The 24,846-nt window shown below is 59.7% G+C and carries 23 protein-coding genes; 20 read left to right on the top strand and 3 right to left on the bottom strand.

All coding sequences use genetic code 11. The features are described 5' to 3' along the window. Positions 1-305: hypothetical protein (locus GIV26_RS20755; protein WP_236282033.1), on the top strand; the 305-nt coding region annotated here is incomplete at its 5' end. A 111-nt stretch (positions 306-416) separates the two neighbouring features. Here GIV26_RS20755 and GIV26_RS20760 read toward each other — a convergent pair. Next, positions 417-1,637: a CaiB/BaiF CoA transferase family protein gene (locus GIV26_RS20760; RefSeq protein WP_236282035.1), complete on the bottom strand. Its 1,221-nt coding sequence runs from the start codon at positions 1,635-1,637 to the stop codon at positions 417-419. Positions 1,638-1,650: 13 nt separating this feature from the next. Continuing rightward, positions 1,651-2,832, bottom strand: coding sequence for an acyl-CoA dehydrogenase (locus tag GIV26_RS20765; RefSeq protein ID WP_003187423.1), 1,182 nt, complete (start codon positions 2,830-2,832; stop codon positions 1,651-1,653). 157 nt (positions 2,833-2,989) lie between these two features. Here GIV26_RS20765 and GIV26_RS20770 point away from each other — a divergent pair, with 157 nt between their 5' ends. The 19 genes from GIV26_RS20770 (at position 2,990) to GIV26_RS20865 (ending at position 23,448) form a co-directional block, all read left to right on the top strand. Next, positions 2,990-3,889 (top strand): LysR family transcriptional regulator, encoded by a 900-nt coding sequence (locus tag GIV26_RS20770; protein ID WP_236282036.1) that lies wholly within the window; start codon positions 2,990-2,992, stop codon positions 3,887-3,889. Positions 3,890-4,341: 452 nt separating this feature from the next. Then, positions 4,342-5,463, top strand: coding sequence for a Re/Si-specific NAD(P)(+) transhydrogenase subunit alpha (locus tag GIV26_RS20775; protein ID WP_236282038.1), 1,122 nt, complete (start codon positions 4,342-4,344; stop codon positions 5,461-5,463). A 15-nt stretch (positions 5,464-5,478) separates the two neighbouring features. Continuing rightward, positions 5,479-5,799, top strand: a complete 321-nt coding sequence (locus GIV26_RS20780; RefSeq protein WP_003187417.1) for an NAD(P) transhydrogenase subunit alpha — start codon at positions 5,479-5,481, stop codon at positions 5,797-5,799. Beyond that, the gene (locus tag GIV26_RS20785) at positions 5,799-7,235 is read left to right on the top strand and encodes an NAD(P)(+) transhydrogenase (Re/Si-specific) subunit beta (RefSeq protein ID WP_054920888.1); all 1,437 of its coding nucleotides are present in this window, start codon (positions 5,799-5,801) and stop codon (positions 7,233-7,235) included. Before GIV26_RS20780 ends, GIV26_RS20785 begins: the two co-directional genes overlap by 1 nt. A 228-nt stretch (positions 7,236-7,463) precedes the next feature. Further along, on the top strand, positions 7,464-8,957 hold the full coding sequence (locus GIV26_RS20790) for an acetyl-CoA hydrolase/transferase family protein (protein WP_003187414.1): 1,494 nt from the start codon (positions 7,464-7,466) through the stop codon (positions 8,955-8,957). Positions 8,958-9,275: 318 nt separating this feature from the next. Then, the gene (locus tag GIV26_RS20795; protein ID WP_003187413.1) at positions 9,276-9,491 is read left to right on the top strand and encodes a DUF1127 domain-containing protein; all 216 of its coding nucleotides are present in this window, start codon (positions 9,276-9,278) and stop codon (positions 9,489-9,491) included. A gap of 330 nt (positions 9,492-9,821) precedes the next feature. Further along, entirely contained in the window at positions 9,822-10,142 is a 321-nt protein-coding gene (locus GIV26_RS20800; protein WP_034136006.1) for a DUF2388 domain-containing protein, read from the top strand. A gap of 105 nt (positions 10,143-10,247) precedes the next feature. After that, positions 10,248-10,556, top strand: a complete 309-nt coding sequence (locus GIV26_RS20810) for a DUF2388 domain-containing protein (RefSeq protein WP_072445709.1) — start codon at positions 10,248-10,250, stop codon at positions 10,554-10,556. Positions 10,557-10,595: 39 nt separating this feature from the next. Further along, positions 10,596-10,916 carry a DUF2388 domain-containing protein gene (locus GIV26_RS20815; protein WP_236282040.1) on the top strand — a complete coding sequence of 107 codons (321 nt, stop codon included), beginning with the start codon at positions 10,596-10,598 and terminating at the stop codon, positions 10,914-10,916. Beyond that, on the top strand, positions 10,913-12,874 hold the full coding sequence (locus GIV26_RS20820) for a DUF7844 domain-containing protein (protein WP_236282042.1): 1,962 nt from the start codon (positions 10,913-10,915) through the stop codon (positions 12,872-12,874). Before GIV26_RS20815 ends, GIV26_RS20820 begins: the two co-directional genes overlap by 4 nt. A 408-nt stretch (positions 12,875-13,282) precedes the next feature. Then, positions 13,283-14,590: a CitMHS family transporter gene (locus GIV26_RS20825; protein WP_003187405.1), complete on the top strand. Its 1,308-nt coding sequence runs from the start codon at positions 13,283-13,285 to the stop codon at positions 14,588-14,590. Between the two features lie 67 nt (positions 14,591-14,657). After that, entirely contained in the window at positions 14,658-15,425 is a 768-nt protein-coding gene (locus tag GIV26_RS20830; protein ID WP_003187403.1) for a TerC family protein, read from the top strand. A 272-nt stretch (positions 15,426-15,697) separates the two neighbouring features. Further along, a complete protein-coding gene (locus tag GIV26_RS20835) occupies positions 15,698-17,356 on the top strand; it encodes a Na/Pi cotransporter family protein (RefSeq protein ID WP_003187402.1) in 1,659 nt (552 codons plus the stop codon). A gap of 58 nt (positions 17,357-17,414) precedes the next feature. After that, on the top strand, positions 17,415-18,797 hold the full coding sequence (locus GIV26_RS20840) for a M16 family metallopeptidase (protein ID WP_236282044.1): 1,383 nt from the start codon (positions 17,415-17,417) through the stop codon (positions 18,795-18,797). A gap of 68 nt (positions 18,798-18,865) precedes the next feature. Continuing rightward, positions 18,866-19,897 carry a DUF5924 family protein gene (locus GIV26_RS20845; RefSeq protein WP_236282046.1) on the top strand — a complete coding sequence of 344 codons (1,032 nt, stop codon included), beginning with the start codon at positions 18,866-18,868 and terminating at the stop codon, positions 19,895-19,897. Between the two features lie 54 nt (positions 19,898-19,951). Then, a complete protein-coding gene (locus GIV26_RS20850) occupies positions 19,952-21,100 on the top strand; it encodes an ABC transporter permease (RefSeq protein WP_034129245.1) in 1,149 nt (382 codons plus the stop codon). Beyond that, a complete protein-coding gene (locus tag GIV26_RS20855) occupies positions 21,097-21,900 on the top strand; it encodes an ABC transporter ATP-binding protein (protein ID WP_014716351.1) in 804 nt (267 codons plus the stop codon). The genes GIV26_RS20850 and GIV26_RS20855 overlap by 4 nt, the downstream gene beginning before the upstream one ends. A 1-nt stretch (position 21,901) precedes the next feature. Continuing rightward, positions 21,902-22,840 (top strand): MlaD family protein, encoded by a 939-nt coding sequence (locus GIV26_RS20860; protein ID WP_003187394.1) that lies wholly within the window; start codon positions 21,902-21,904, stop codon positions 22,838-22,840. After that, the gene (locus GIV26_RS20865; protein ID WP_070415401.1) at positions 22,837-23,448 is read left to right on the top strand and encodes an ABC-type transport auxiliary lipoprotein family protein; all 612 of its coding nucleotides are present in this window, start codon (positions 22,837-22,839) and stop codon (positions 23,446-23,448) included. The genes GIV26_RS20860 and GIV26_RS20865 overlap by 4 nt, the downstream gene beginning before the upstream one ends. Positions 23,449-23,540: 92 nt before the next feature. Here the strand turns inward: GIV26_RS20865 and GIV26_RS20870 are convergent, their stop codons facing one another. Then, the gene (locus GIV26_RS20870) at positions 23,541-24,770 is read right to left on the bottom strand and encodes a nucleoside recognition domain-containing protein (protein ID WP_236282047.1); all 1,230 of its coding nucleotides are present in this window, start codon (positions 24,768-24,770) and stop codon (positions 23,541-23,543) included. Positions 24,771-24,846: the final 76 nt, after the last annotated feature.

Genomic DNA, 24,846 nt, shown 5'->3' on the forward strand with positions numbered 1-24,846 from the left:
AAGAGCGGTTGGTTAAGATCTTTCGTCTCAACCGAGGCGCGCATTCTACAGCAGCCTCATTTGCTGTCAAGTGGTTATTTTCAGAAGTTTTCGAAGATTTCTTCAACAACTTCAACCACTTGCGCTTGCGATCTCTCGTAAGCGGGAGGCGAATTCTACAGCGTTACACGCTGCTGTCAACACCTCTTTGTCAACTTCCTTTTGGCTTCGATGAACTGAAGCAACTTGCTGCCGAAAACTGCGTAACTCATTGTTTACCAAGGAGTTTTCCGTTTCGACTGCGCCGGAAGTGGGGCGAATTATAGACAGATATAATTCGCCGTCAACTCTTAATTCCGCTTTTCTATCAATAAGTTAGCTTCGGCTAAAAAACAACCAGCTCTCCACTGGACTTCTATCTATATAGAAGGAAAAGCTTAAATAACACCTGCTTCCTTCAATGCAGCCACATGAGCAGCTCCCAGCCCCAGAACTCCTTGCAGCACCTGAAGCGTGTGCTCGCCCAGTAGAGGAGGCGCACTCCGGTACTCTACAGGCGTCTTGGATAAGCGTATCGGGCTCGCAACCTGAGGCACCATCCCCGCCAATGCATGAGGCAACTCCACCGCCAAGCCACGCGCCTTGACCTGAGGATCGGAAAACACCTGCGCCAGATCATTGATCGGCCCACACGGCACGCCCACTTGCTCCAGCTGCGACACCCACTCAGCGGTCGTCTTGAAGACCGTCGCCTGGCGAATCAAGGGAATCAGCTCCGCGCGATTAGCCACCCGTGCGCGATTGGTGGCGAAACGCACGTCATCCGCCCATTGTGGTTGCCCAGCGACTTCAGCGAATTTACGGAACTGCCCGTCATTGCCTACGGTGAGAATGAAATCTCCATCGGCAGTGGGGAAATCCTGATAGGGCACAATATTAGGGTGAGCGTTGCCCAGGCGCTTGGGCGGCGTCCCGGTGGTCAGGTAATTCATCGCCTGATTCGCCAGGCAAGCCACCTGCACATCCAGCAACGCCATGTCGATATGCTGCCCACCACCATCGTGATCGCGATGAGCTAGCGCAGCCAGGATAGCCACGGTCGAATAAAGCCCGGTCAAGATATCGGTCAAGGCTACGCCAACCTTTACCGGCCCGGCGCCTTCATCCCCTTCAGGCCGCCCCGTCAGGCTCATGAGCCCACCCAAACCCTGGATCATGAAGTCGTAACCGGCGCGCATCGCATAGGGGCCCGTCTGGCCAAATCCCGTAATGGAGCAGTAAATCAGCTCCGGGTTAACCTCTTTGAGGGACTCGTAGTCCAGCCCATACGCCGCAAGGCCGCCCACCTTGAAGTTTTCGATCAGGATGTCCGACTTGGCAGCCAGGTCGCGTACCAGTTTCTGGCCTTCAGGTCGCGTAAAGTCGATGGTCACCGACTCTTTATTACGGTTGGCCGACAGGTAGTACGCCGCCTCACTGGTGTTCTCGCCATCCGCATCCTTAAGGAAGGGAGGGCCCCAAGCGCGCGTGTCATCGCCGCTGCCCGGCCTTTCGACTTTGATCACCTCGGCCCCAAGGTCTGCAAGAATCTGCCCGGACCAAGGGCCCGCGAGTACTCGCGACAAATCCAGCACTCGCAGATGCGAAAGCGCGCCCATGCCCATGCTCCTATTAATAGAACGCTTGCAGACCGGTTTGCGCGCGCCCCAGGATCAAGGCATGCACGTCATGGGTCCCTTCATAGGTGTTGACCACTTCCAGGTTGACCAGGTGGCGTGCCACCCCGAACTCGTCAGAGATGCCGTTACCGCCCAGCATGTCCCGGGCCATGCGCGCAATGTCCAATGACTTGCCACACGAGTTACGCTTCATGATCGAAGTGATCTCCACCGCCGCCGTACCCTCATCCTTCATCCGCCCCAGGCGCAGGCAACCTTGCAGGGCCAAGGTAATCTCGGTCTGCATGTCTGCCAGCTTCTTCTGGATCAGCTGAGTGGCAGCCAATGGGCGACCAAACTGCTGGCGATCGAGTGTGTACTGGCGTGCGGTATGCCAGCAGAACTCAGCAGCCCCCAGCGCCCCCCAGGAAATCCCGTACCGTGCCGAGTTGAGGCAGGTAAACGGCCCTTTCAAACCACGTACATCCGGGAAGATATTTTCTTCTGGCACAAATACGTTATCCATGACGATTTCACCGGTGATGGAGGCCCGCAGCCCCACCTTGCCGTGGATAGCCGGAGCGCTCAGACCTTTCCAGCCTTTTTCCAGGACAAAGCCACGGATGTCCCCGGCATCATCTTTGCCCCACACCACAAACACATCCGCAATCGGACTGTTGGTGATCCACATCTTCGCGCCGGTCAGGCTGTAGCCGCCATCCACTTTGCGTGCACGGGTAATCATCGCACCCGGATCGGAACCATGGTTGGGCTCGGTCAGCCCAAAGCAACCGATCCATTCACCAGAGGCCAGTTTGGGCAAGTACTTCTGTTTTTGCGCCTCGGTACCAAACTCATTGATCGGTACCATAACCAGGGAAGACTGCACACTCATCATCGAGCGATAGCCGGAGTCGACACGCTCCACCTCCCGAGCAATCAAACCGTAGCTGACATAGTTCAAGCCACTTCCACCGTACTGCTCAGGGATCATCGCCCCCAGCAAACCGGTTTCGCCCATCTCACGGAAAATAGCGGGGTCTGTCTTTTCATGACGGAAGGCTTCGAGCACACGAGGAGCCAGCTTGTCCTGAGCAAATTGCTCGGCGCTGTCACGCACCATGCGCTCTTCTTCGGTGAGCTGTTGATCCAGCAGCAGTGGATCGATCCAGTTGAAGCTTGCCTTGCCAGCCATGAATAAGTCCTCGCGGAAAAAATCAGAAGTCGTGGAACCAGACTAGGCGCGGTCAGCGAAGAGGGCAAACGAGGTTTTTGCATAGGCTTGTGCTAATTTCTCACTTCGTAACACTAAAAAAGCCCATAAATGCGCTTTATCTGTGAGGGCAATGTACATGCGCCGAAAAATTCCCAGTACGACCGCACTCATCAGCTTTGAGGCAGCAGCCCGCCACGAGAGCTTCACCAAGGCAGCAATGGAGCTTTCCATCACCCAAGGCGCGATTTGCCGACAGATCGCCAGCCTGGAGGAGTTTTTGAGTGTCGAGCTGTTTCGCCGCTCACGCCGCGGCGTGAAGCTGACGGAGGCGGGGCTGTCTTATAGCCGCAGGGTTGCAACACAGCTGGACGCCGTGGAGCGCGACACCTTGTCGGTAATGGGCCAGCAAGGCGCCAATGTGATCGAACTGGCGGTGGTGCCCACCTTCGGCACGCAGTGGCTGATCCCCCGCCTGAAGGACTTTCAACATCAGCACCCGGAAGTCACGGTGAACCTGACGAACCGCACACGCCCCTTCCTGTTCGCCGATACCGAGTTCGATGCGGCGATCTACTTCGGAGATGCCGATTGGTCGGGTACGCAATCCCACAGGTTAATGGGCGAAAACCCAGTACCGGTCTGCAGCCCGCGCTTACTCGGCGACCGCACGCACTTCACCCCTCAACAGATCGCAGAGCTGCCGCTGCTGCAACAGACCACGCGCCCCTATGCCTGGCGCCAATGGTTCAACGCCCAACAGCTGAACATCCCACGCGACATGACAGGCCCTCGATACGAGCTATTCTCGATGCTGTCTCAAGCGGCCATGCATGACATGGGCATCGCACTGATCCCTCCTTTCCTCATCCAGCAGGAGCTGAAGGAGCAACAATTGGTAATCGCCAGCACCGAAGCACTGACCAGCGAAAAGGCTTATTACCTGATGATTCCTGACAGAAAGGTCGAATCCGCCTCTCTGCATGCATTCAGGGACTGGCTGGTCGACCAGTCAAGACGCTACAACCCAAGTAAATGAAGGACAAAGCGCAATTACTGACTTTGTAGTCAAATAAATTAATAACCTACAGATGTACGTATATGTCGCATTTAAACAGACTGTACTTGTCAGCCAAAAATAAGGCTAAAAGCCATGTATTTCATGGCTCGTAGCGACTCTTACCGGCCAATGCACGACTATTCACACTGGCAATGGAAAAACGCACCGAAAACGCCTGAACGCCTTTAAAGACCTGTATTTAAAGAGGTTATTTCAGCCTGTTGCGACAATCAGTCACAGGGTGACTTGTAGTTAATTTTTCGTCACCCGTCATAATCCCTTGATGGCCGTAAAGTTCGCCTGCAAAATGCCGCGCCCCGCTGTCATTTCAGCGGGATCGTGCTGATCGGCCGCCCCAGTTGCGCCACTCGCGGTGCACTGGCCTTTTTACAAAAAGATCAAAAGCAAAAAGATCATGCAGGAGATTTGACGTGCACATTGGTGTTCCTCTCGAAACCCAGACCGGTGAAACGCGGGTGGCTGCCACCCCGGAAACCATCAAGAAGCTGATCGGCCAGGGCCATAAGGTCACTGTACAAAGCGGCGCAGGCATCAGTGCCAGCATCGTCGACAGTGCCTATGAAACGGCAGGCGCCACCATTGGCAGCGCCAACGACGCGTTTGGCGCCGAGCTGATTCTCAAAGTGGTTGCCCCCAGCGACAGCGAACTTGCGCTGATCAAAAGTGGCACCGTGTTGGTGGGCATGCTCAATCCGTTCAGCAACGAAACCATCGCCAAGCTCGCCGAGCGCGGCATCACCGCCTTCGCCCTGGAAGCCGCGCCGCGCACGTCACGCGCTCAAAGCCTTGATGTGCTGTCTTCGCAAGCCAACATCGCCGGTTACAAGGCCGTGTTGCTGGCCGCTCATCACTACCCGCGTTTCATGCCGATGCTGATGACTGCTGCCGGCACTGTAAAAGCCGCGCGCGTACTGATCCTCGGCGCCGGTGTGGCGGGCCTGCAAGCCATCGCCACGGCCAAGCGTCTGGGCGCGGTGATCGAAGCGTCCGACGTACGCCCGGCGGTTAAGGAGCAGATCGAATCTCTGGGCGCCAAGTTTGTCGACGTCCCCTACGAAACCGATGAAGAGCGTGAATGCGCCGTCGGTGTCGGTGGCTATGCGCGCCCGATGCCCAGCAGTTGGATGCAACGCCAGGCCCTGGCCGTGCACGAACGCGCCAAACAGGCCGATATCGTCATCACCACCGCCCTCATCCCGGGCCGCAAGGCGCCGACCCTGCTCAGCGCCGATACCGTGGCGCAGATGAAACCCGGCTCGGTGGTCATCGACCTCGCTGCAGCCCAAGGTGGCAACTGCCCGCTGACGGTGGCCGACCAGGTCGTGGTGGAAAACGGCGTGATCATCTGCGGCCCGACCAACCTGGCGGGCGCTGTCGCCGCCGATGCGTCGGCCTTGTATGCGCGCAACCTGCTGGACTTCCTGAAGCTGGTCTTCACCAAGGAAGGGCAGTTTGAAATCAACCTCGAAGACGACATCGTCGCCGCGTGCCTGATGTGCCGCGACGGCCAAGTCATCCGCAAAAACGCCTAAGCAGGGATTCAGACGATGGAAGAGCTTATCTCCCCCGGTATCTACAACCTGATCATCTTTGTGCTGGCGATTTATGTCGGTTATCACGTGGTCTGGAACGTAACACCTGCATTGCACACGCCACTGATGGCCGTGACCAACGCCATTTCCGCGATTGTCATCGTCGGCGCCATGCTGGCTGCCGCGCTGACCGTCACCCCGTTGGGCAAGACTATGGGCACACTGGCCGTGGCCCTGGCGGCGGTAAATGTCTTCGGTGGCTTCCTGGTCACCCGCAGGATGCTTGAGATGTTCAAGAAGAAAGCCCCGAAAGTAAAAGAAGAGGCGCCCAAGTAATGAGCATGAATCTCGTGACGACGCTCTACCTGATCGCGTCGATCTGTTTCATCCAGGCCCTCAAAGGCCTCTCGCACCCGACCACTTCGCGGCGCGGCAACCTGTTCGGCATGCTCGGCATGGCGCTGGCGGTACTCACCACCGTCGGCCTCATCTATAAGCTGGGGGCTGAACTGGCGACTGCCGGTATCGGCTACGTCATCGTTGGCCTACTGGTTGGCGGTACTGCCGGCTCGATCATGGCCAAGCGTGTTGAAATGACCAAGATGCCCGAGCTGGTCGCGTTCATGCACAGCATGATCGGCCTGGCAGCGGTGTTCATCGCCATTGCCGCCGTGGTCGAGCCGCAGTCCCTGGGCATCGTCAAGCACTTGGGCGATTCGATACCGGCCGGCAACCGCCTGGAACTGTTCCTCGGTGCCGCTATCGGTGCAATCACCTTCTCCGGCTCGGTGATCGCATTCGGCAAGCTGTCGGGCAAGTACAAGTTCCGCCTGTTCCAAGGCGCACCGGTACAGTTCGGCGGCCAACACAAACTGAACCTGGTGCTCGGCCTCGCAACCCTGGGCCTGGGCTTGGCGTTCATGTTCACCGGCAACCTCACTGCGTTCGCGCTGATGCTGGCCTTGGCCTTCGTGCTGGGTGTGCTGATCATCATCCCGATTGGCGGCGCCGACATGCCCGTGGTGGTGTCGATGCTCAACAGCTACTCCGGCTGGGCAGCGGCGGGCATCGGTTTCTCGCTGAACAACTCGATGCTGATCATCGCCGGTTCCCTGGTGGGCTCCAGCGGCGCGATCCTGTCGTACATCATGTGCAAAGCGATGAACCGCTCCTTCTTTAATGTGCTGTTGGGCGGTTTCGGCAATGCGCCGGATGCTGGCGCTGCGACGGGCTCCAAAGAAGCACGCCCGGTGAAGTCCGGCTCCGCTGATGACGCCACCTTCCTGCTGACCAACGCGGACACCGTGATTATCGTCCCAGGCTACGGCCTTGCGGTCGCGCGGGCACAACACGCGCTCAAGGAGCTGACTGAGAAGCTGACCCACCACGGCGTCACCGTAAAGTACGCGATCCACCCGGTGGCGGGCCGTATGCCGGGGCACATGAACGTATTGCTGGCCGAGGCCGAAGTGCCTTACGACCAGGTGTTCGAGATGGAAGACATCAACTCCGAGTTCGGCCAGGCCGACGTGGTGCTGGTATTGGGCGCCAACGACGTGGTCAACCCGGCCGCCAAGAACGACCCGAACTCACCCATCGCCGGCATGCCGATCCTCGAGGCGTTCAAGGCCAAGACCATCATCGTCAACAAGCGCTCGATGGCCAGCGGCTATGCGGGCCTGGATAACGAGTTGTTCTACCTGGACAAGACCATGATGGTGTTCGGTGATGCCAAGAAGGTCATCGAAGACATGGTCAAAGCCGTCGAATAACACTGCGCCAGCGCAATACCCGAAACCCTGGCCTCACGTAGGCTGGGGTTTTTTTATGGTTCCCCCGTTCTGCGTGGGAACGGGTGTTCCGCGTCCCGCTTTGCACACACATGAAACCCGACCAAAGGCTCTAAATCGCGACCTGGCATTCGACCATGGTAGCGGGCCGAAACTTTTTGAAATCACTACACTGCCCACCTTGCTTTCCGTAGCCAGAGATAACAATTCATGTACCGTGATCGTATCCGCTTGCCTTCGTTGTTGAACAAGGTCATGAGCGCGGCAGACGCCGCTGCACTGATCGAAGACGGCATGACCGTCGGCATGAGCGGCTTCACCCGTGCCGGTGAAGCCAAGGCCGTCCCCCACGCCCTGGCCGAACGCGCCAAGACTTCGCCGCTCAAAATCACGCTGATGACCGGCGCCAGCCTGGGCAATGACCTGGACAAGCAGTTGACCGAAGCCGGCGTACTGTCACGACGCATGCCCTTTCAAGTCGACAGCACCCTGCGCAAGGCGATCAATGCCGGCGAGGTGATGTTTATCGACCAGCACCTGTCGGAAACCGTCGAGCAACTGCGCAACAATCAGCTCAAATTGCCCGACATCGCCGTGATCGAAGCCGTCGCGATCACTGAGCAGGGGCATATCGTGCCCACCACTTCCGTAGGCAACTCGGCCAGCTTCGCGATTTTTGCCAAACAGGTGATCGTCGAGATCAACCTGGCGCACAACCCGAACCTGGAAGGGCTGCACGACATCTACATCCCGACTTACCGGCCGACGCGCACGCCGATCCCGCTGGTGAAAGTCGACGACCGTATTGGCAGCACCGCGATTCCGATCCCGCCCGAGAAGATCGTCGCCATCGTCATCACCAACCAGGCGGACTCCGCCTCTACGGTAACGCCGCCTGACAGCGACACCCAAGGCATCGCCAATCACCTGATCAACTTCCTCAAGCAAGAAGTCGATGCCGGGCGCATGACCAACAAACTCGGCCCGCTGCAAGCCGGCATCGGCAATATTGCCAACGCAGTGATGTGCGGATTGATCGAGTCGCCGTTCGAAGACCTGACCATGTACTCGGAAGTGTTGCAGGATTCGACCTTTGACCTGATCGACGCCGGCAAGCTGAGCTTTGCCTCCGGCAGTTCGATTACCTTGTCGGAGCGGCGTAATGCCGATGTGTTCGGCAACCTGGAGCACTACAAAGACAAATTGGTGCTGCGCCCGCAGGAAATTTCCAACCACCCTGAAGTGGTACGCCGCCTGGGCATCATCGGCATCAATACCGCGCTGGAGTTCGATATCTACGGCAACGTCAACTCCACCCATGTCTGCGGCACGCGGATGATGAACGGCATCGGTGGCTCCGGGGATTTCGCCCGCAATGCGCACCTGGCGATCTTCGTTACCAAGTCCATTGCCAAGGGCGGCGCGATTTCCAGCGTGGTACCGATGGTCAGCCATGTGGACCACACCGAACATGACGTGGACATTCTCGTCACCGAAGTAGGCCTTGCCGATCTGCGGGGCCTGGCGCCACGGGAGCGCGCCCGGGTCATCATCGATAACTGCGTGCATCCCGCCTATCGCGATGCGCTCAACACTTACTTCGATGCGGCCTGCGCCATCGGCGGGCATACGCCGCACATCCTGCGCGAAGCACTGAGTTGGCACATCAACCTGGAAGAAACCGGGCACATGCTCAAGGCTTGATGAGTACAGATCCGGGCTGATGCAAAGACAGTTTCATCAGCTCGGTGAACCCACACACACTTATGAAAAAAACTGTACTGCTGTACCGGTCATTCCCTACCGAAATATCCCACACCCATGCTCAAAAATTGCAATTTCGCACCCTTTAAGTGCGCACAGGTACAGTTGCCCCAATTTCGTACCGTACAGCCTCGTTAAACAGTTAACTGGCCTCTCACAATACAGGTGAACTGTATCTAGAGAGTCTTGCCTCGGAAGAGGATCATTGGCATCAGTTAAACCACTACCTAATCCCGCCACAAGCGGAAGGATGTCATCATGGAACGTACACTCAGTTCCGAACTGTTCTTCGAAGAAAAAGCTGTAAACACCCAGGCTTCCCTGCCTTTGCGCGTTCTCGCCAACCTGATGTTGTGGCAGCGCCGCATCTCCAGCCGCCACCAACTGGCTCGCCTGGATTCGCGTCTGCTGGCTGACGCCGGTATCAGCGAAGCTCAACGCTACGAAGAGCTGAGCAAGCCGTTCTGGCGCTAAGTGGCGCCCGCTGGCCCTGACCTGACGGGTCCACTGCCAGCACCCTGATTTGTCAAAGCAAAGCCCGCCCCGGGTAACCGGAGGCGGGCTTTGTTGTATCTGCGACAGCGCATTGGAATGACTCAATCCAAACCTACAGATACAGTTTAAAATTAGCAAAATATGACAGGTACAGTTTAATTGCAGGCTTCCGAATAGCCCGGTACACGCCTAATATCCACTCACCACGTGGCGAACCCTGTAGAGCGTGCGTCTGATGCTCGACAGTCCCAGTCCGTTTCATTGTGGCCGTTTCGCGCCACCTTATTATTCGTCTACAGGAGTTACCCCATGTCCCGTCTTCGCCTGCTGTGCACTGCCGCTGTGCTGACCTTGGCTGCCAATGCCAACGCGAGCAGCCTGATCATGACGACCGACTCGATCGTCGGCGCTCTGAAGGCAACCTCCGATGCCACGTCTGATGCCACTTCATCCCTGCGCGACAACAAGGTCGTACAAGCAGCCCGTGACGACGCCGCCAGCTTTGTCGCCAGCGAAGGCGCCATCCGTGGCGTGAAACTGGAAAGCGCCCTGGCCCAGATCCGCCAACAAGCGCCGCAATTGAATACCGCTACCGATGCACAGCTGGCACAGGCCATCCTGGCTATCTGATCCACGGCAACCAGACGGGGCGCCCGCCGCTCCCGTCTGGCTCGGTGCTGGCTCTCGCCCGGCCGTTGCGCTAGCCTTGGCGCTCGCTTTCAGTTGTCGAGTCCCATGGCTTTTTCATACCGTTCATTGATTGTTCCTGTACTGTTTTGCGCCTGCTGGTCACCCCTGGCTTCAGCGTTGGATGTGTCCACCCAGAGCACTGTTGTCAGCGTGTATGCCACCAGCAAAGTGACCTCTGCGCCGTTCGACAATAAGTTGGTCATGGCCGCTCGGGATGATGCTGCCGCTTTCATTGCCACTGACGGCCAATGGCGGGGCGCACGCCTGGAGTCCGCGCTGGACTATCTACGCCGCGCCCAGCCAAAACTTCATGCAAGCGACCTTGAACTGGCGCAGGCAATTCTCGTCCAATAATCATCGTTGTATTTCTATCTTTGTCATTGGAGTCACCCCATGCGTAGCCCGCTGATCGTCGCCGCCCTCGGCCTGCTGTTTTTGGCCGATGTCGCCCAGGCGCAAACCTTGAAGGCCACCAGCAACATCGTCGTGCGCGCCTCGGCGCGCACCATTGATTTCACCTCGGACACCACCACCTCCATCCGCGACTCCAAGATCGTGCGCGAAGCCCACGATGACGCCGCCAGTTTCGTCGCCACCAATGGCGAGATCCGTGGCGCCCAGCTGGAAGCCGCGTTCGATACCCTTCGCACCCACGTGCCAGAAGCCCGTGATGCCAGCGACCAGACCCTCGCCGAAGCTATCCTCGCTCTGTGAGGCGTCTCAAAACCTGGCTCCTGGCCGGGGCCGTGCTGCTGTGTGCAAGTACAGCCCAGGCCGGCCTGCAACTGCGGCTCAAGACCCAAGGCTTGAGCCCAGCCGAACAGCAGGCCAGCCAGGCATTGCTCGATGAAGCACTGCGTTCCTTGCCACCGCGCTTTGTCGAGCAGCTGGATCGACGTATCGATGTCGGCTGGACCGACAAGATGCCTGAAAACGCCTACGGCCAGGCATCCCTGGTGTCCGAGCTGGACCTCAACCAGAACCTGCTCGCCAGCCTGACTGACGGCAGCGCCGCCACCCAGAAAACCAATCGCCCCCACGGTACCGTGCGCCGGGAGATGCTCGCCACCGTGCTGCATGAACTGACCCACATCTATGACCGTGCGCGCCTGTGGTCCAAGGACGAGCGCACGCTGATCCAGCGCTGCAGCCGCCAGAACAACATCACCGGCTTGATCGGCTTGCCCGACCAGTGCCGTGGCCAGAACGACCGCCGCTTTACCCTCAGTGACGACCCGCGCCTGCTGGACCTCGCCGGCTGGCCACAATATGTCGGTCGCCGCGGCGAGCGTGAGCAGCACAACCATCAGGTGGTGCGCAGCCCGGACATCTACGAAACCACCAGCCCACTGGAATTCGTAGCGGTCAACATGGAGTACTTCCTCCTGGACCCCAGCTACGCTTGTCGCCGCCCCGCGCTGTTCCGTTATTACAAGGATCACTTCGGCTGGGCACCGCCCGGACAGGACACCTGCGCCAGCACCTATGCCTTCCTGAACGCGGGCAACGATTTCGCCAAGACGCCCCTCGGCCAGATCGATCCGGAGCGCGTGTATGAAATCGACTATCTGCTTGCCGAAGCCAACCAGAACCTGGTGAGCCGTTGGGGCCATAGCATGTTGCGCCTGGTGATTTGCGCTCCAGGCCGCCCACGTGGCCCGGATTGCCGGCTGGATCTGGACCGGCACCTGGTGCTGTCTTACCGCGCCTTCGTCGGTGACGTCCAGCTGTCGAGCTGGGATGGCCTGGTGGGCAAATACCCGTCGCGGCTGTTCGTACTGCCGCTGGCCCAGGTCATTGATGAGTACACCAAGACCGAACTGCGTGGCCTGGCGTCGGTGCCGCTGAAGCTCAGCCGCCAGGAAATCAACGACACCGTCGAACATGCGGCTGAGATGCACTGGAGCTATGACGGCAACTACTTCTTTATCTCCAACAACTGTGCGGTCGAAAGCCTGAAACTGTTGCGCAGCGGCAGCGCCAACCCGCAATTGACCGGCCTGGACAACATCACCCCCAACGGCTTGCTGGAAGTGCTCAGCGCCCGCGGCCTGGCCGATACCAGCGTATTGAATGACAAGCGCGAGGCACTGCGGCTGGGGTATCACTTCGACTCGTTCCGCGAGCGCTACCAGGCCATGTTCGATGTGCTGCGCAAGCAACGGCCGATCAAGCAGACCCAGGTCGAAGACTGGTTGTCCCTGGATGCGCAAGCGCGTCGCCAATGGTTCAGCCAGGCCGACCTGCGTACCAGCGCCGCGCTGTTGCTGCTGGAGCAGGCCAGCTATCGCAAACAACTGATGCTCGCCCAGGATGAGGTCAAACAACGCTATCTCAATGCCCGCGAGCTGAAATACGGCGGCATGGAGAAAGCCAACAACACGCTGCAGCAAATTCTCGCCAACAGCGGCTTCCTGAGTCGCCCGGCCGAGTTGCTGGACAGTGGGGGTTATGGCCTGCCGCAACCTTCGGAAGCCAAGCGCCTGGAATCGGAGAGCGCCGAACGCCAGAAGCAGTTGCAGTCGTTGACCGGCGAGCTGGATAAAGAGGTGAGGGCGCTGCTCGATCCATCCCGCGCCGCCGAGATTGCCGCCTGTGAAGCCAACCTCAAACAAGTAGGTGAACACCTACGAGCGCTGCATAAAGCCGCCGGTGGCCTCGAACTGCCCTGAACACCACTGTGTAAGCCGGCTTGCCCTTGTAGGAGCGAGCTTGCTCGCGAAAAACTAACAGGCGCCGCGTTTCTATAGGAAGCGTGCGTTATCGTTGACGTTTTTCGCGAGCAAGCTCGCTCCTACAAAAGCAAGCCAGCCACATTTTGTTCTGCGTCAACCTGAAGAACGGGTGCCTGCCCTTCATCAGCTGTTTTCTCAGCGAAAGCTGGCTGAAAGCTTCCCCGTCTAGGATCGCCCTCACTGCCGGCAACAGACCGGCTGTTAACAACAACAATGGTGATTCCCGATGTCCGCTCGTACCCGCCTGTTCGCTCCAACTCCACCCGTACGCCTCGTGCCTTTCGTTCTGCGCTGACCGCCACTCGGTCCGCCATTCCCTAGCAGCGCTACGCCTGGAGTATTCCTATGCTGACTTTCCTTGGCTTTGCCATGGTCATCACGTTCATGTTCCTGATCATGACCAAGCGCCTGTCCGCGCTGATCGCCTTGATCATCGTGCCGATCCTGTTCGCGCTGTTCGGCGGTTTCGCACCGAAGATCGGCCCGATGATGCTCGAAGGCATCACCAAGCTTGCGCCGACTGGCGTGATGCTGATGTTCGCCATTCTCTATTTTGCCTTGATGATCGACTCCGGCCTGTTCGACCCGGCCGTGCGCAAGATCCTCAAGATGGTCAAGGGCGACCCGCTCAAGGTGTCGGTCGGCACCGCGGTACTGGCCCTGGTGGTCTCTCTGGACGGTGACGGTGCCACCACCTACATGATCTGCGTCGCGGCCATGCTGCCGCTGTACCAGCGCATCGGCATGAGCCCAAGGATCATGGCCGGCCTGATCATTCTCGCCGGTGGCGTCATGAACATGACCCCCTGGGGCGGCCCGACGGCACGCGCCGCCAGTGCGCTGCATGTAGACCCGTCGGACATCTTCGTACCGATGATCCCGGCCATGGCCGCCGGTGTGGTGGCGATCCTGGTGATTGCCTACATGTACGGCAAGCGCGAACGTGCGCGCCTGGGTGAATTGCACCTGCAGGGCGACGAGATCGACCACAGCGAAATCAGCGTGTCGCAATTCCCCGACGCTCGCCGTCCGAAACTGATCTGGTTCAACGGCGCCCTGACCCTGGCGTTGATGTGCACCCTGATTGCCGGCCTGTTGCCGCTGCCGGTGCTGTTCATGGTGGCGTTCAGTATCGCCATGATCGTCAACTACCCATGCCTGCAGCAGCAGAAAGACCGCGTCGCGGCTCACGCCGGTAGCGTATTGGCGGTGGTGGGCTTGATCTTCGCCGCCGGTATCTTCACAGGCATCCTGTCGGGCACCGGCATGGTCGACGCCATGTCCAAGAGCCTGTTGGCGGTCATCCCAGAAGCGATGGGCCCTTACCTGGCGGTGATCACCGCGCTGGTTAGCATGCCGTTCACCTTCTTCATGTCCAACGATGCGTTCTACTACGGCGTACTGCCGGTACTGGCCGAAGCTGCCAGCCATTACGGCATCACCGCGGTGGAAATGGCGCGGGCGTCGATCGTCGGGCAACCCGTGCATTTGCTCAGCCCACTGGTACCCTCGACGTACTTGCTGGTTGCTCTGGCGGGTATCGAATTCGGCGATCACCAACGCTTCACACTCAAGTGGGCAGTGTTGGTGTGCCTGTGCATAATGTTCGCCGCATTGCTGATGGGGATTTTTCCGCTGTTCAGCACTCTATAATCGTACCGACTCACTCACCGCGCGGCGCTACAGCTTGCGCGGTTAACACTTGCTCAAAGGAATACACATGGAATGGCTGACCAATCCGGAAATCTGGATTGCCTTCTTCACCCTGACGGCCCTTGAGATCGTCCTGGGCATCGATAACATCATCATGATTTCGATCCTGGTCAGCCGCATGCCCAAGCATATGCAGGCACGCACTCGGATCTTCGGCCTGGCGTTGGCCATGGTCACGCGCATCCTGTTGCTGCTGTCGATCACCTGGGTCATGCAACTGACCGCCGACCTGTTCGTGGTGTTTGGCCAGGGCATCTCCGGTCGTGACCTGATCCTGTTCTTCGGTGGCCTGTTCCTGCTGTGGAAAAGCTCCCAGGAGATGTACCACGCGCTGGAAGGTGAAGATGAAACCCAAGACGAGCCCAAAGGCGCCGGTGGCAAGTTCATCTACACCATTATCCAGATCGCCATCATCGACATCGTGTTCTCCCTGGACTCGGTGATTACCGCCGTCGGCATGGTTTCCCACGTGCCGGTGATGGTTGCCGCCATCGTCGTTGCGGTATTGGTGATGATGCTGGCTGCCGGCACTATCAGCGAGTTCATCGACAAGCACCCGTCGCTGAAAATGCTGGCGCTGTCGTTCCTGCTGGTCGTGGGTACCGTGCTGATCGCTGAATCCTTCGACGTACACGTGCCAAAAGGCTACGTCTACTTCGCCATGGCGTTCTCGCTGGCGGTGGAAGCGGTGAACATCAAGATGCGTACCGCCATCGCGAAAAAGAAGAAACAGCAGGACCCAGTGAAACTGCGCAAGGACATTCCGGGTCAGTAAATTTGACCCGCGAGTGATCGTTCCCACGCTCCGCGTGGGAATGCCCTCTCGGACGCTCCGCGTCCGCAAAGTGACGCAGAGCGTCACAGGATGCGTTCCCACGCCGAGCGTGGGGAACGATCTTCATGACAGTTTTGTTTCAATCCCGAGTTTAGCTATGCGATGCTGGCGCAGAGCCCATTCGCCAACTACAGCTTAGGTACAAGACGTAGAGCGGCACGCGGTAACTTTCCTTCGCTCCTGCTGGAGCGCACCCACACGGGGGGCCGAGCATGCTGACCTTGCTCAATCTGCTTTCCGCCGTGACCCTGCTTATCTGGGGCACGCATATCGTCCGAACCGGCATCCTGCGGGTCTACGGTTCCAATTTGCGCCAAGTCATCGGGCAGAACATGTCCAAGCGCTGGCTGGCATTTGTCGCCGGTATCCTGGTGACGGCCATGGTGCAAAGCAGTAACGCCACCGCGATGCTGGTGACTTCGTTCGTCGGCCAGGGGCTGATGAGCCTCACGCCGGCCTTGGCCACCATGCTTGGCGCCGACGTCGGTACGGCCTTGATGGCGCGGGTGCTGACGTTCGATTTGTCCTGGCTGTCGCCGCTGCTGATATTCCTCGGGGTGATTTTCTTCCTGTCGCGCAAGCAGACGCGGGCAGGGCAGTTGGGCCGGGTCGGGATCGGCCTGGGCCTGATCATCCTCGCGCTGCAATTGATCGTCGAAGCCGCCGGGCCAATTACCCATGCCCAGGGCGTCAAAGTCATCTTCGCTTCGCTGACCGGCGATATCTTGCTGGACGCCCTGGTCGGCGCGCTGTTCGCCATGATTTCCTACTCCAGCCTTGCTGCGGTGTTGCTCACGGCCACACTGGCCGGTGCCGGCGTGATCGGCTTGCACGTGGCCATCGGCTTGGTGATCGGCGCCAACATCGGCAGCGGTGTACTGGCTTTTCTCAGCACCAGCATGCAAAACACTGCCGGTCGTCAAGTGGCCCTGGGCAGCCTGTTGTACAAATTGATCGGTCTGTTGCTGATCATTCCGGTGCTCGACCCGCTCGTAGGCTGGATGGACGGCCTGGACTACAGCGTCCAGGGCATGGTCATCACCTTCCACCTGCTCTACAACGTCAGCCGCTGCCTGATCCTGTTACCCACCATCGGGCCCATGGCACGCCTGTGCGAATGGCTGCTGCCGGAACGCCCCGAAACCAATGGCAAGGCCAAGCCACGCCATCTGGACCTGGCCTCATTGAATACCCCAAGCCTGGCCCTGGCGAACGCCGCCCGCGAAACCCTGCGCCTGGGTGACTTGATCGACAATATGCTCACTTCGATGCAGGAAGTGCTGCGCGGCAATCAAACCGCCGTTACCCAAGAAATGCGCAGCCTGAGCGATGATGTCGAAGCGCTCTACAGCGCGATCAAACTCTACCTGGCGCAAATGCCCCGTGAAGACCTGAGTGAACAGGACAACCGCCGCTGGGCCGAAATCATCGAGCTATCAATCAACTTGAAATTGGCCGGTGACCTGATCGAACGCATGCTGCGCAAAGTCCAGCAACAGAAGACTTCGCAACGCCGGCAATTTTCCGAAGTGGGCCTGGAGGAACTCAGTGGCCTGCACAGCCAGTTGATCGCCAACCTGCGCCTGGGCCTGTCGGTGTTTCTCAGCGGCGACCCGGAAAGCGCCCGCCAATTACTGCGCGAAAAGCGCCGCTTCCGCGCCCAGGAACGCCGCCTGGCCCACGCCCATGTCAGCCGCCTGCAGCGCAAGATCGTGCAGAGCCTGGAAACCAGTTCCCTGCACTTGGAACTGATTGCCGACATGAAACGCTTGAACTCGTTGTTTTGCAGCAGTGCTTATGTAGTGTTGGAAACGTCCGACACTGGCGCGCTCTCGGCTGAAAGTATTGCCGACATTACCCATTCGCCCTGAACGTACGCCCGCGAGCGAAGTCAGTAAACAGTGGACCTCATTCGCCAGGAAGCTTGTTATGCGTCGCCTGTTACTCGCCTGCCTGCTCTTGGGCTCGGTACACGCCTTTGCCTTTGACCGCCTGCAAGTCGAGGGCTACACCTTGCCCAACGGCCTGCAACTGCTGCTCAAACCGGGCACCGAGCGTGGGCATGTCGCTATTCGCCTGGTGGTTGGTGTGGGCCTGGACGACTTCGGTTGCGAAGAAAAAGAGCTGCCGCACTTGTTCGAGCACTTGCTGTTCAGCGGTATCGACGGCGGCGGCGAAGGCGACCTCGAAGACCGCATGCAAGCCCTGGGCGGCGAGTGGAACGCCTACACCAGCAACGCCGACACCACCTTCGTGATCGAGGCGCCCGCGCAGAACCAACGCAAGGTGCTGGACCTGCTGCTGGCAATCCTCACGCGCACGCAACTGACCGACGCCCATATCAATGCCGCCAAGCAAGTGGTGGAGCGAGAAGACGGTGGCCATTATTCACACTTGCAACGCCTGCTGGATCGCCAGGACCTCGGTCACAGCGCCAGCAACCAACTGGCCGTGGAGTTGGGCCTCAAGTGCGCCGAACGCGCCGAGGTCAGCCACCTCACCCGCGACCAGTTGGAGAAGCTGCGCAAAGAATGGTACGCGCCGAACAACATGACCCTGATCGTCGTCGGCGATCTCGACAAACTGCTGCCCGCCTACCTGGAACGCACCTATGGTCAACTCGACCCAGTGGAGCCGAGCGAACATCGCCCCCTCCCGGAAATCCAGCATACCGCCGCCGGCCACCGCGACCTGATCCGCGGCTGGGTGGGCGATGGCGCCAAGCTGCACTGGCTGCTCCCAGAGCCTGTGCTGGACGACCAGCATGATGAAACCTACAACCTGCTCAAGGACTACCTCGACTGGGCGCTTTACCGGCAACTGCGCCTCAAGCACGGTTTGTCCTACGGCCCGTGGGTGGAACGCGAAGTGCTCGGCGGCGTTGGGTTCCTCAGCCTGAATGCCGACCTTGAGCGAGAAAACCTCCCTGAAGCCGAGCAGGTCTTGCAAGGCCTCAAGGCGCAGTTGCTCAAGGATGGCCTCGACCCAACGGTATTCACACGCCTGCAACAAGCCGCCATTGCCCGCCAAGCCTGGGCAGTGCAAGGCAACAGCGCACTGGCCGACTATTACTGGAGTGCGGCCGGCGACTACTCCAATGGACGTTTCAGCGACCCGGTCAAACGCATCAAGGCCGTGAGCCTGGCGCAAACCAACCAGGCCATGCGCGAAGCGTTCCAGCAGCCGGGCTACTGGCGCATCGAAAAACCGCTGTTGAGTTATGACGCCTTGACCTGGATCGGTGCGGGCGTACTGGGCCTGATCATCCTTGGTTTGATCGGCCTGAGGCTTTATCGCAAACCTGTTGAGTAATGAGGCGCAGAATATCGGGCCAAGGCGTTATTCTGTCTGAGATTTTTCCCACAACCAGTGAACCGCCCATGCCGAACTTGCCGCCCCTCATCCAGCGCGTTATAGAACTGATCAAGCGCTACCCAGGGGTGATCGCACTCGGCGGTTTCATCTCGGGGGTGGGCAGCTTCATCCTGGTAGACCGCCAGCAGGGCATGGCCAGCTGGATTGCGGTGATCATGCTGGTGAGCTGGTTGTGGCTGATGCTGGAGAACAGTTTTACGCAACTGTTCACCAAGGTCTTCAAACGCGAGATCCCTGAACCGCTGCTGCGCTACGCCACCCAGATGATCCACCAGGAAAGTCTGTTTTTCGTCCTGCCGTTCTTTTTCGTCACCACCGCCTGGAACAGCGGCCAATCGCTGTTCACTGGCCTGCTGGGTGCGGCGGCGCTGGTGTCGATCATCGACCCGCTGTATTACAAATGGCTGGCGCCCAAACGCTCGCTGTTCCTGGCCCTGCACACCCTGACCCTATTCGCCGCGTTGCTGACCGCGCTGCCGATCATCATGCACCTGACCACCGCCCAGAGTTACAAACTGGCGTTGGGCGTGGCCATGGTCCTGTCGATCCCGAGCCTGGCCGTCAGCCTGCCGCTGCGTAGCCTCAAGGGCTGGGCGATGCTGCTGGGGGTAACGGCCGCCATCGGCTGCGCCGGCTGGTTCCTGCGCAGCTGGGTACCGCCCGCCACCCTGTGGATGACCGAAGTCGCCATCAGCACCCAACTGCAAGACCGCACGCCGGGCGACGACCTCAAGCAAGTCACCGCCGCCCAATTGCGCAGTGGTGGGCTGTATGCGTACACCGCGATCAACGCGCCACGCGGGCTGGATGAGCGGATCTACCATGTATGGAAATTCAACGGCCAGGAAGTCGACCGCATTGCCCTGGACATCCATGGTGGGCGCAAGGAGGGCTATCGCGCCTGGACCCACAAGCAGAATTTCCCGGGTGACGCCGTGGGGCGCTGGCAAGTGCAGGTGCTCACCGAAGACGGCCAGGTCATCGGCGTTCTGCGCTTCAAGGTGATAGACACAGCACAAGCGGACAACCCAAAGTAAGCCGGATCGTGCTATTACGTAGCAATTGTGGATAGCCAAACAAGCTCGGAGCTTATGACCACTCGCACGACGGCCGGCGCGGCCCATCTTGATACGTCCAGCACCCCGCCTTCGCTACGGATTACCGGCGACTGGACGCTGGCCCACTACGCACACCTGAAGAAGCTGTCGGCCACACTCGACGGCCAATACGACGCCGGCGCCCGGATTGACCTCAACGGTCTCGGTGCGCTGGATACCGCCGGCGCCTCGCTGCTGGTGGAGCTGCTGGGTCCTGCACGCATCGAACATTCTGCCGAACAAACTGACTGCACCCTGGCAGCCGCCGACCGTGCCCTGCTCAAGACCGTCTACCGCTCCCTGAATGACTTTTGCGTACCGATCAAAGAGCCGGAAGAGGCCGCCGGCATTCAAGTGTTGGCTCGCATCGGCCGCGCAGTAGACACGGTCTGGCAAGACGCAATGAAGCTGTTGGGCTTTATCGGCCTGATCCTCGAAACCTTCGCCCGCGGTATTTGGCGGCCCAAGCGCTGGCGCCTGACGCCCATGGTCGCCCACATCGAACAGACGGGCCTGGATGCGGCGCCTATCGTCGCACTGCTGACCTTTCTGGTCGGCGCCGTCGTGGCCTTCCTTGGCGCCACCGTGCTCAAGAGCTTCGGCGCGACGATCTTTACCGTGGACCTGGTGGCCTTCTCCTTCCTGCGTGAATTCGGCGTGTTGCTCACCGCAATCCTCATCGCCGGCCGTACCGCCAGTGCATTCACCGCGCAAATCGGCTCCATGAAAGCCAACGAAGAAATCGACGCCATCCGTACCCTGGGCCTGGACCCCATGGAGCTGTTGGTATTGCCGCGCGTGCTGGCGCTACTGGTGGCGTTGCCGATGCTGACCTTCCTGGCGATGCTCTCGGGGATCGTCGGCGGTGGCGTGGTGTGTGCGGTGGCCCTGGATATTTCGCCGGCGATGTTTCTTTCGCTGCTGCAATCGGACATTGGCGTGCAGCACTTTCTGGTGGGCATGGTGAAGGCGCCGATCTTTGCCTTTTTGATCGCGGCCATTGGCTGCCTGGAAGGTTTCAAAGTCAGCGGCAGTGCCGAGTCAGTCGGCGCGCACACCACATCGAGCGTGGTGCAATCGATCTTTGTAGTGATCGTGCTGGATGCGGTCGCGGCGATGTTTTTCATGGAGATGGGCTGGTGAGTCGTCTACACCGTGCGCCCACTGAGGCGGTGATTGAAGTGCGTGGCTTGTGCAATCGCTTTGGCAGCCAAAGCGTGCATGAGAACCTCGACCTGGATTTGTACAAAGGCGAGATCCTGGCGGTGGTGGGGGGCTCTGGCAGCGGTAAATCCGTGTTGTTGCGCAGCATCGTTGGCCTGCGGCGCCCCAGCGAAGGCGAAGTACGGGTGTTCGGCAAAAACCTGCCGAGCCTGCCTGAACATGAACGCTCACTGGTAGAACGCCGCTTTGGCGTACTGTTCCAGAAGGGCGCGCTGTTTTCCTCGCTGACGGTGACCGAGAACGTGGCTCTGCCATTGATCGAGCACGCCGGCCTCAGCCGCGCCGATGCCGAGCACTTGGCGGCGGTCAAGCTGGCCCTGGCGGGGTTGCCGCTGTCGGCGGCCGACAAATACCCGGCCTCGTTATCCGGCGGCATGATCAAACGTGCCGCCCTGGCCCGCGCACTGGCCTTGGACCCGGACATCCTGTTCCTGGACGAACCCACCGCCGGTCTCGACCCCATTGGCGCGGCGCAATTCGACCAACTGATCCTCACCCTGCGCGATGCGTTGGGCTTGAGTGTGTTCCTGGTCACCCACGACCTCGACACGCTGTACACCATCACCGACCGTGTGGCGGTGCTGGCGCAGAAGAAAGTGCTGGTGGCCGACGCCATCGATGTCGTTTCGGAAACGGACGACGCCTGGATTCACGAATATTTCCACGGCCCCCGGGGCCGCGCGGCATTGGATGCCGCTCAATCGCTCAACGAGGTATGACATGGAAACCCGAGCCCATCATGTGATGATCGGACTGTTCAGCGTAATTGTGGTGGTCGGCGCGATGCTGTTTGGCCTGTGGCTGGCCAAGTCCAGCGTCGATACCGCCTTCCAGGATTACGAAGTGATCTTCAACGAAGCGGTCAGCGGCCTGTCCCAGGGCAGTGCGGTTCAGTACAGCGGCATCAAGGTGGGCGACGTGATCAGCCTGCGTCTGGACCCCAAAGACCCACGCCGCGTCCTGGCGCGCATCCGCCTGGCCGGGCAAACGCCAATCAAGGAAGACACCCAGGCCAAACTGGCCCTGACCGGTATCACCGGCACCTCGATCATCCAGCTCAGTGGGGGCACCCCGCAGAGCCCGGAGCTCAAGGGCAAGGACGGCAACCTGCCGGAAATCATCGCGTCGCCATCGCCTATCGCACGCCTGCTCAATAACAGCAACGACCTGATGACCAGCGTCAACCTGCTGCTGCACAACGCCAACCACCTGTTCTCGCGGGAAAACGTCGAACGCCTGAGCAACACCTTGGATAACCTGCAACAAACCACCGGCGCCATTGCCGAGCAACGCGGCGACATCAAGGTGGTGATGCAGCAATTGATGCAGGTGAGCAAACAGGCGGGCGCGGCGCTGGAGCAAACCACCGTGCTGATGCGCAGCGCCAATGGTTTGCTCAGTGAACAAGGCAAGCAAGCCTTCGGGAGCGCCGAGCAGGCGATGAAATCCCTGGAGCAAAGCACCGCCACCATCAATACCTTGCTGACCAATAACCAGGACTCGGTGAACAGCGGCATGCAGGGCCTTAACGAGCTGGCGCCAGCCGTGCGCGAGCTGCGTGAAACCCTCGGCTCGCTGCGCGCCATCTCTCGCCGCCTGGAAGCCAACCCCAGCGGTTACCTGCTGGGCAGTGACAAGAACAAGGAGTTCACGCCATGAAGCGTGCTTACCACATGATCGTCCCAATGGCCCTGGCACTGGTCAGCGCGTGCTCGATCTTGCCCAAGCCGGACCCATCGGACGTGTACCGCCTGGCGTCCGCCCAACCGGCCAGCCAAGGCACGCCGGTGAGTTGGTCGCTGCGCGTGACCAAGCCGCAGACCAGCGAGTTTCTCGATAGCCCGCGCATCGCCGTAGTGCCAGATGGCAACTTGATCAGCAACTACGCGAATTCACGCTGGAGCGACCCGGCGCCGGTGCTGCTGCGTAATCGCCTGCTGGATGGCTTCCAGCGCGACGGGCGCGTGACGTTGTTGAGTACCGACGAGACCAACCTGCAAGCCGACTATGAACTGGGCGGGCAGTTGCAGGCGTTTCAGAGTGAGTATCGAGGCAAAGCGGTGGAGGTGGTGATTCGCCTCGACGCGCGATTGGTGCGTGGGCGTGATCAAAGGATTATCGCCAGCCGCCGGTTTGAAGTGAGGCAGCCAGTGAGTGACGCCAAGGTGCCAGCGGTGGTGGCTGCTTTTGGCCAGGCTGGGGATCAGCTGAATAAGCAGGTGGTGGATTGGGTAGTCAGCCAGGGCAATACCGCTCTGAAACCTTGAAGGCCTCATCGCAGGCAAGCCAGCTCCCACATTTTACTGCGTTCACACATCAAACTGTGGGAGCTGGCTTGCCTGCGATAACGATTGTGGCCTTAACCAAAAAACCAGTAGCACACCGAAATAGCCGCGACCACACCAGCAAACTCCGCGAACAACGCACACCCCACCGCATGCCGCGCCCGCTGGATGCCTACCGAGCCGAAGTACACGGCCAGCACATAAAACGTGGTTTCCGTACTGCCCTGAATCGTCGCCGCCACCAACGCCGGGAAGCTGTCAACACCCTGGGTCTGCATGGTCTCGATCAGCATCGCCCGCGCCGCGCTGCCGGAGAACGGCTTGACCATCGCGGTCGGCAGCGCGTCGACAAAGCGCGTATCCAGGCCAGTCCAGGCAACCACATGGCGAATCCCTTCCAGGCCGAACTCCAAGGCGCCCGAGGCACGCAACACGCCAACCGCACACAGCATCGCCACCAGATAGGGCAACAGGTTCTTGGCTACGTCGAAGCCTTCCTTGGCGCCTTCGACAAAGGCCTCGTACACCTTGACCTTGCGCAACGCGCCGATCACTAGGAACAGCATGATCAAGCCAAACAGTGTGAGGTTGCCCAGGATCGACGACAAACCGGCCAGCGCTGTGGCAGACAGGGTCGCCAGCAGCGCCATGAAGCCACCAAGCATCAACGCGCCGGGGACCAGATAGGCCAGCACCACAGGGTCCCACAGCCGCAGACGCTGCATCACCGCCACCGACAGCAGGCCCACCAGGGTTGAGGCGCTGGTGGCCAGCAGGATCGGCAGGAACACCAGCGTCGGGTCCGCGGCGCCTTGCTGAGCGCGGTACATGAAAATGGTCACCGGCAACAGCGTCAGCGAGGACGCGTTGAGCACCAGGAACAGGATCTGAGCGTTGGTCGCCGTATTGGGGATGGGGTTGAGCTCTTGCAGCGCCTTCATGGCTTTCAGGCCGATGGGCGTGGCGGCGTTGTCCAGGCCCAGGCCGTTGGCGGCAAAGTTGAGGGTGATCAAACCGATCGCGGGGTGCCCGGCGGGCACTTCCGGCATCAGGCGGCGAAACAGCGGGCCGAGGGCCTTGGCCAGCCAATCGACGATCCCGGCTTTTTCGGCAATTCGCAGAAAGCCCAGCCATAACGTCAGGGTACCGAACAGCAGCACCATGACTTCCACCGACAATTTGGCCATGGCGAAAATGCTTTCGACCATCGCCGCGAAGATCCCGGCGTTACCGCCCACCAGCCATTGCGCCAGTGCTGACACCATTGCCACGACAAAGAAGCCAAGCCACAGGCCATTGAGCATCAGATAAGTCCCCCGAAAGATGGGGCGAATGATAACGGGGCTGGCAGAAACGACAAACCCCGGAAATTTCCGGGGT

Source organism: Pseudomonas sp. PA-1-3F, assembly GCF_021609665.1.
GTDB lineage: Bacteria > Pseudomonadota > Gammaproteobacteria > Pseudomonadales > Pseudomonadaceae > Aquipseudomonas > Aquipseudomonas paracarnis.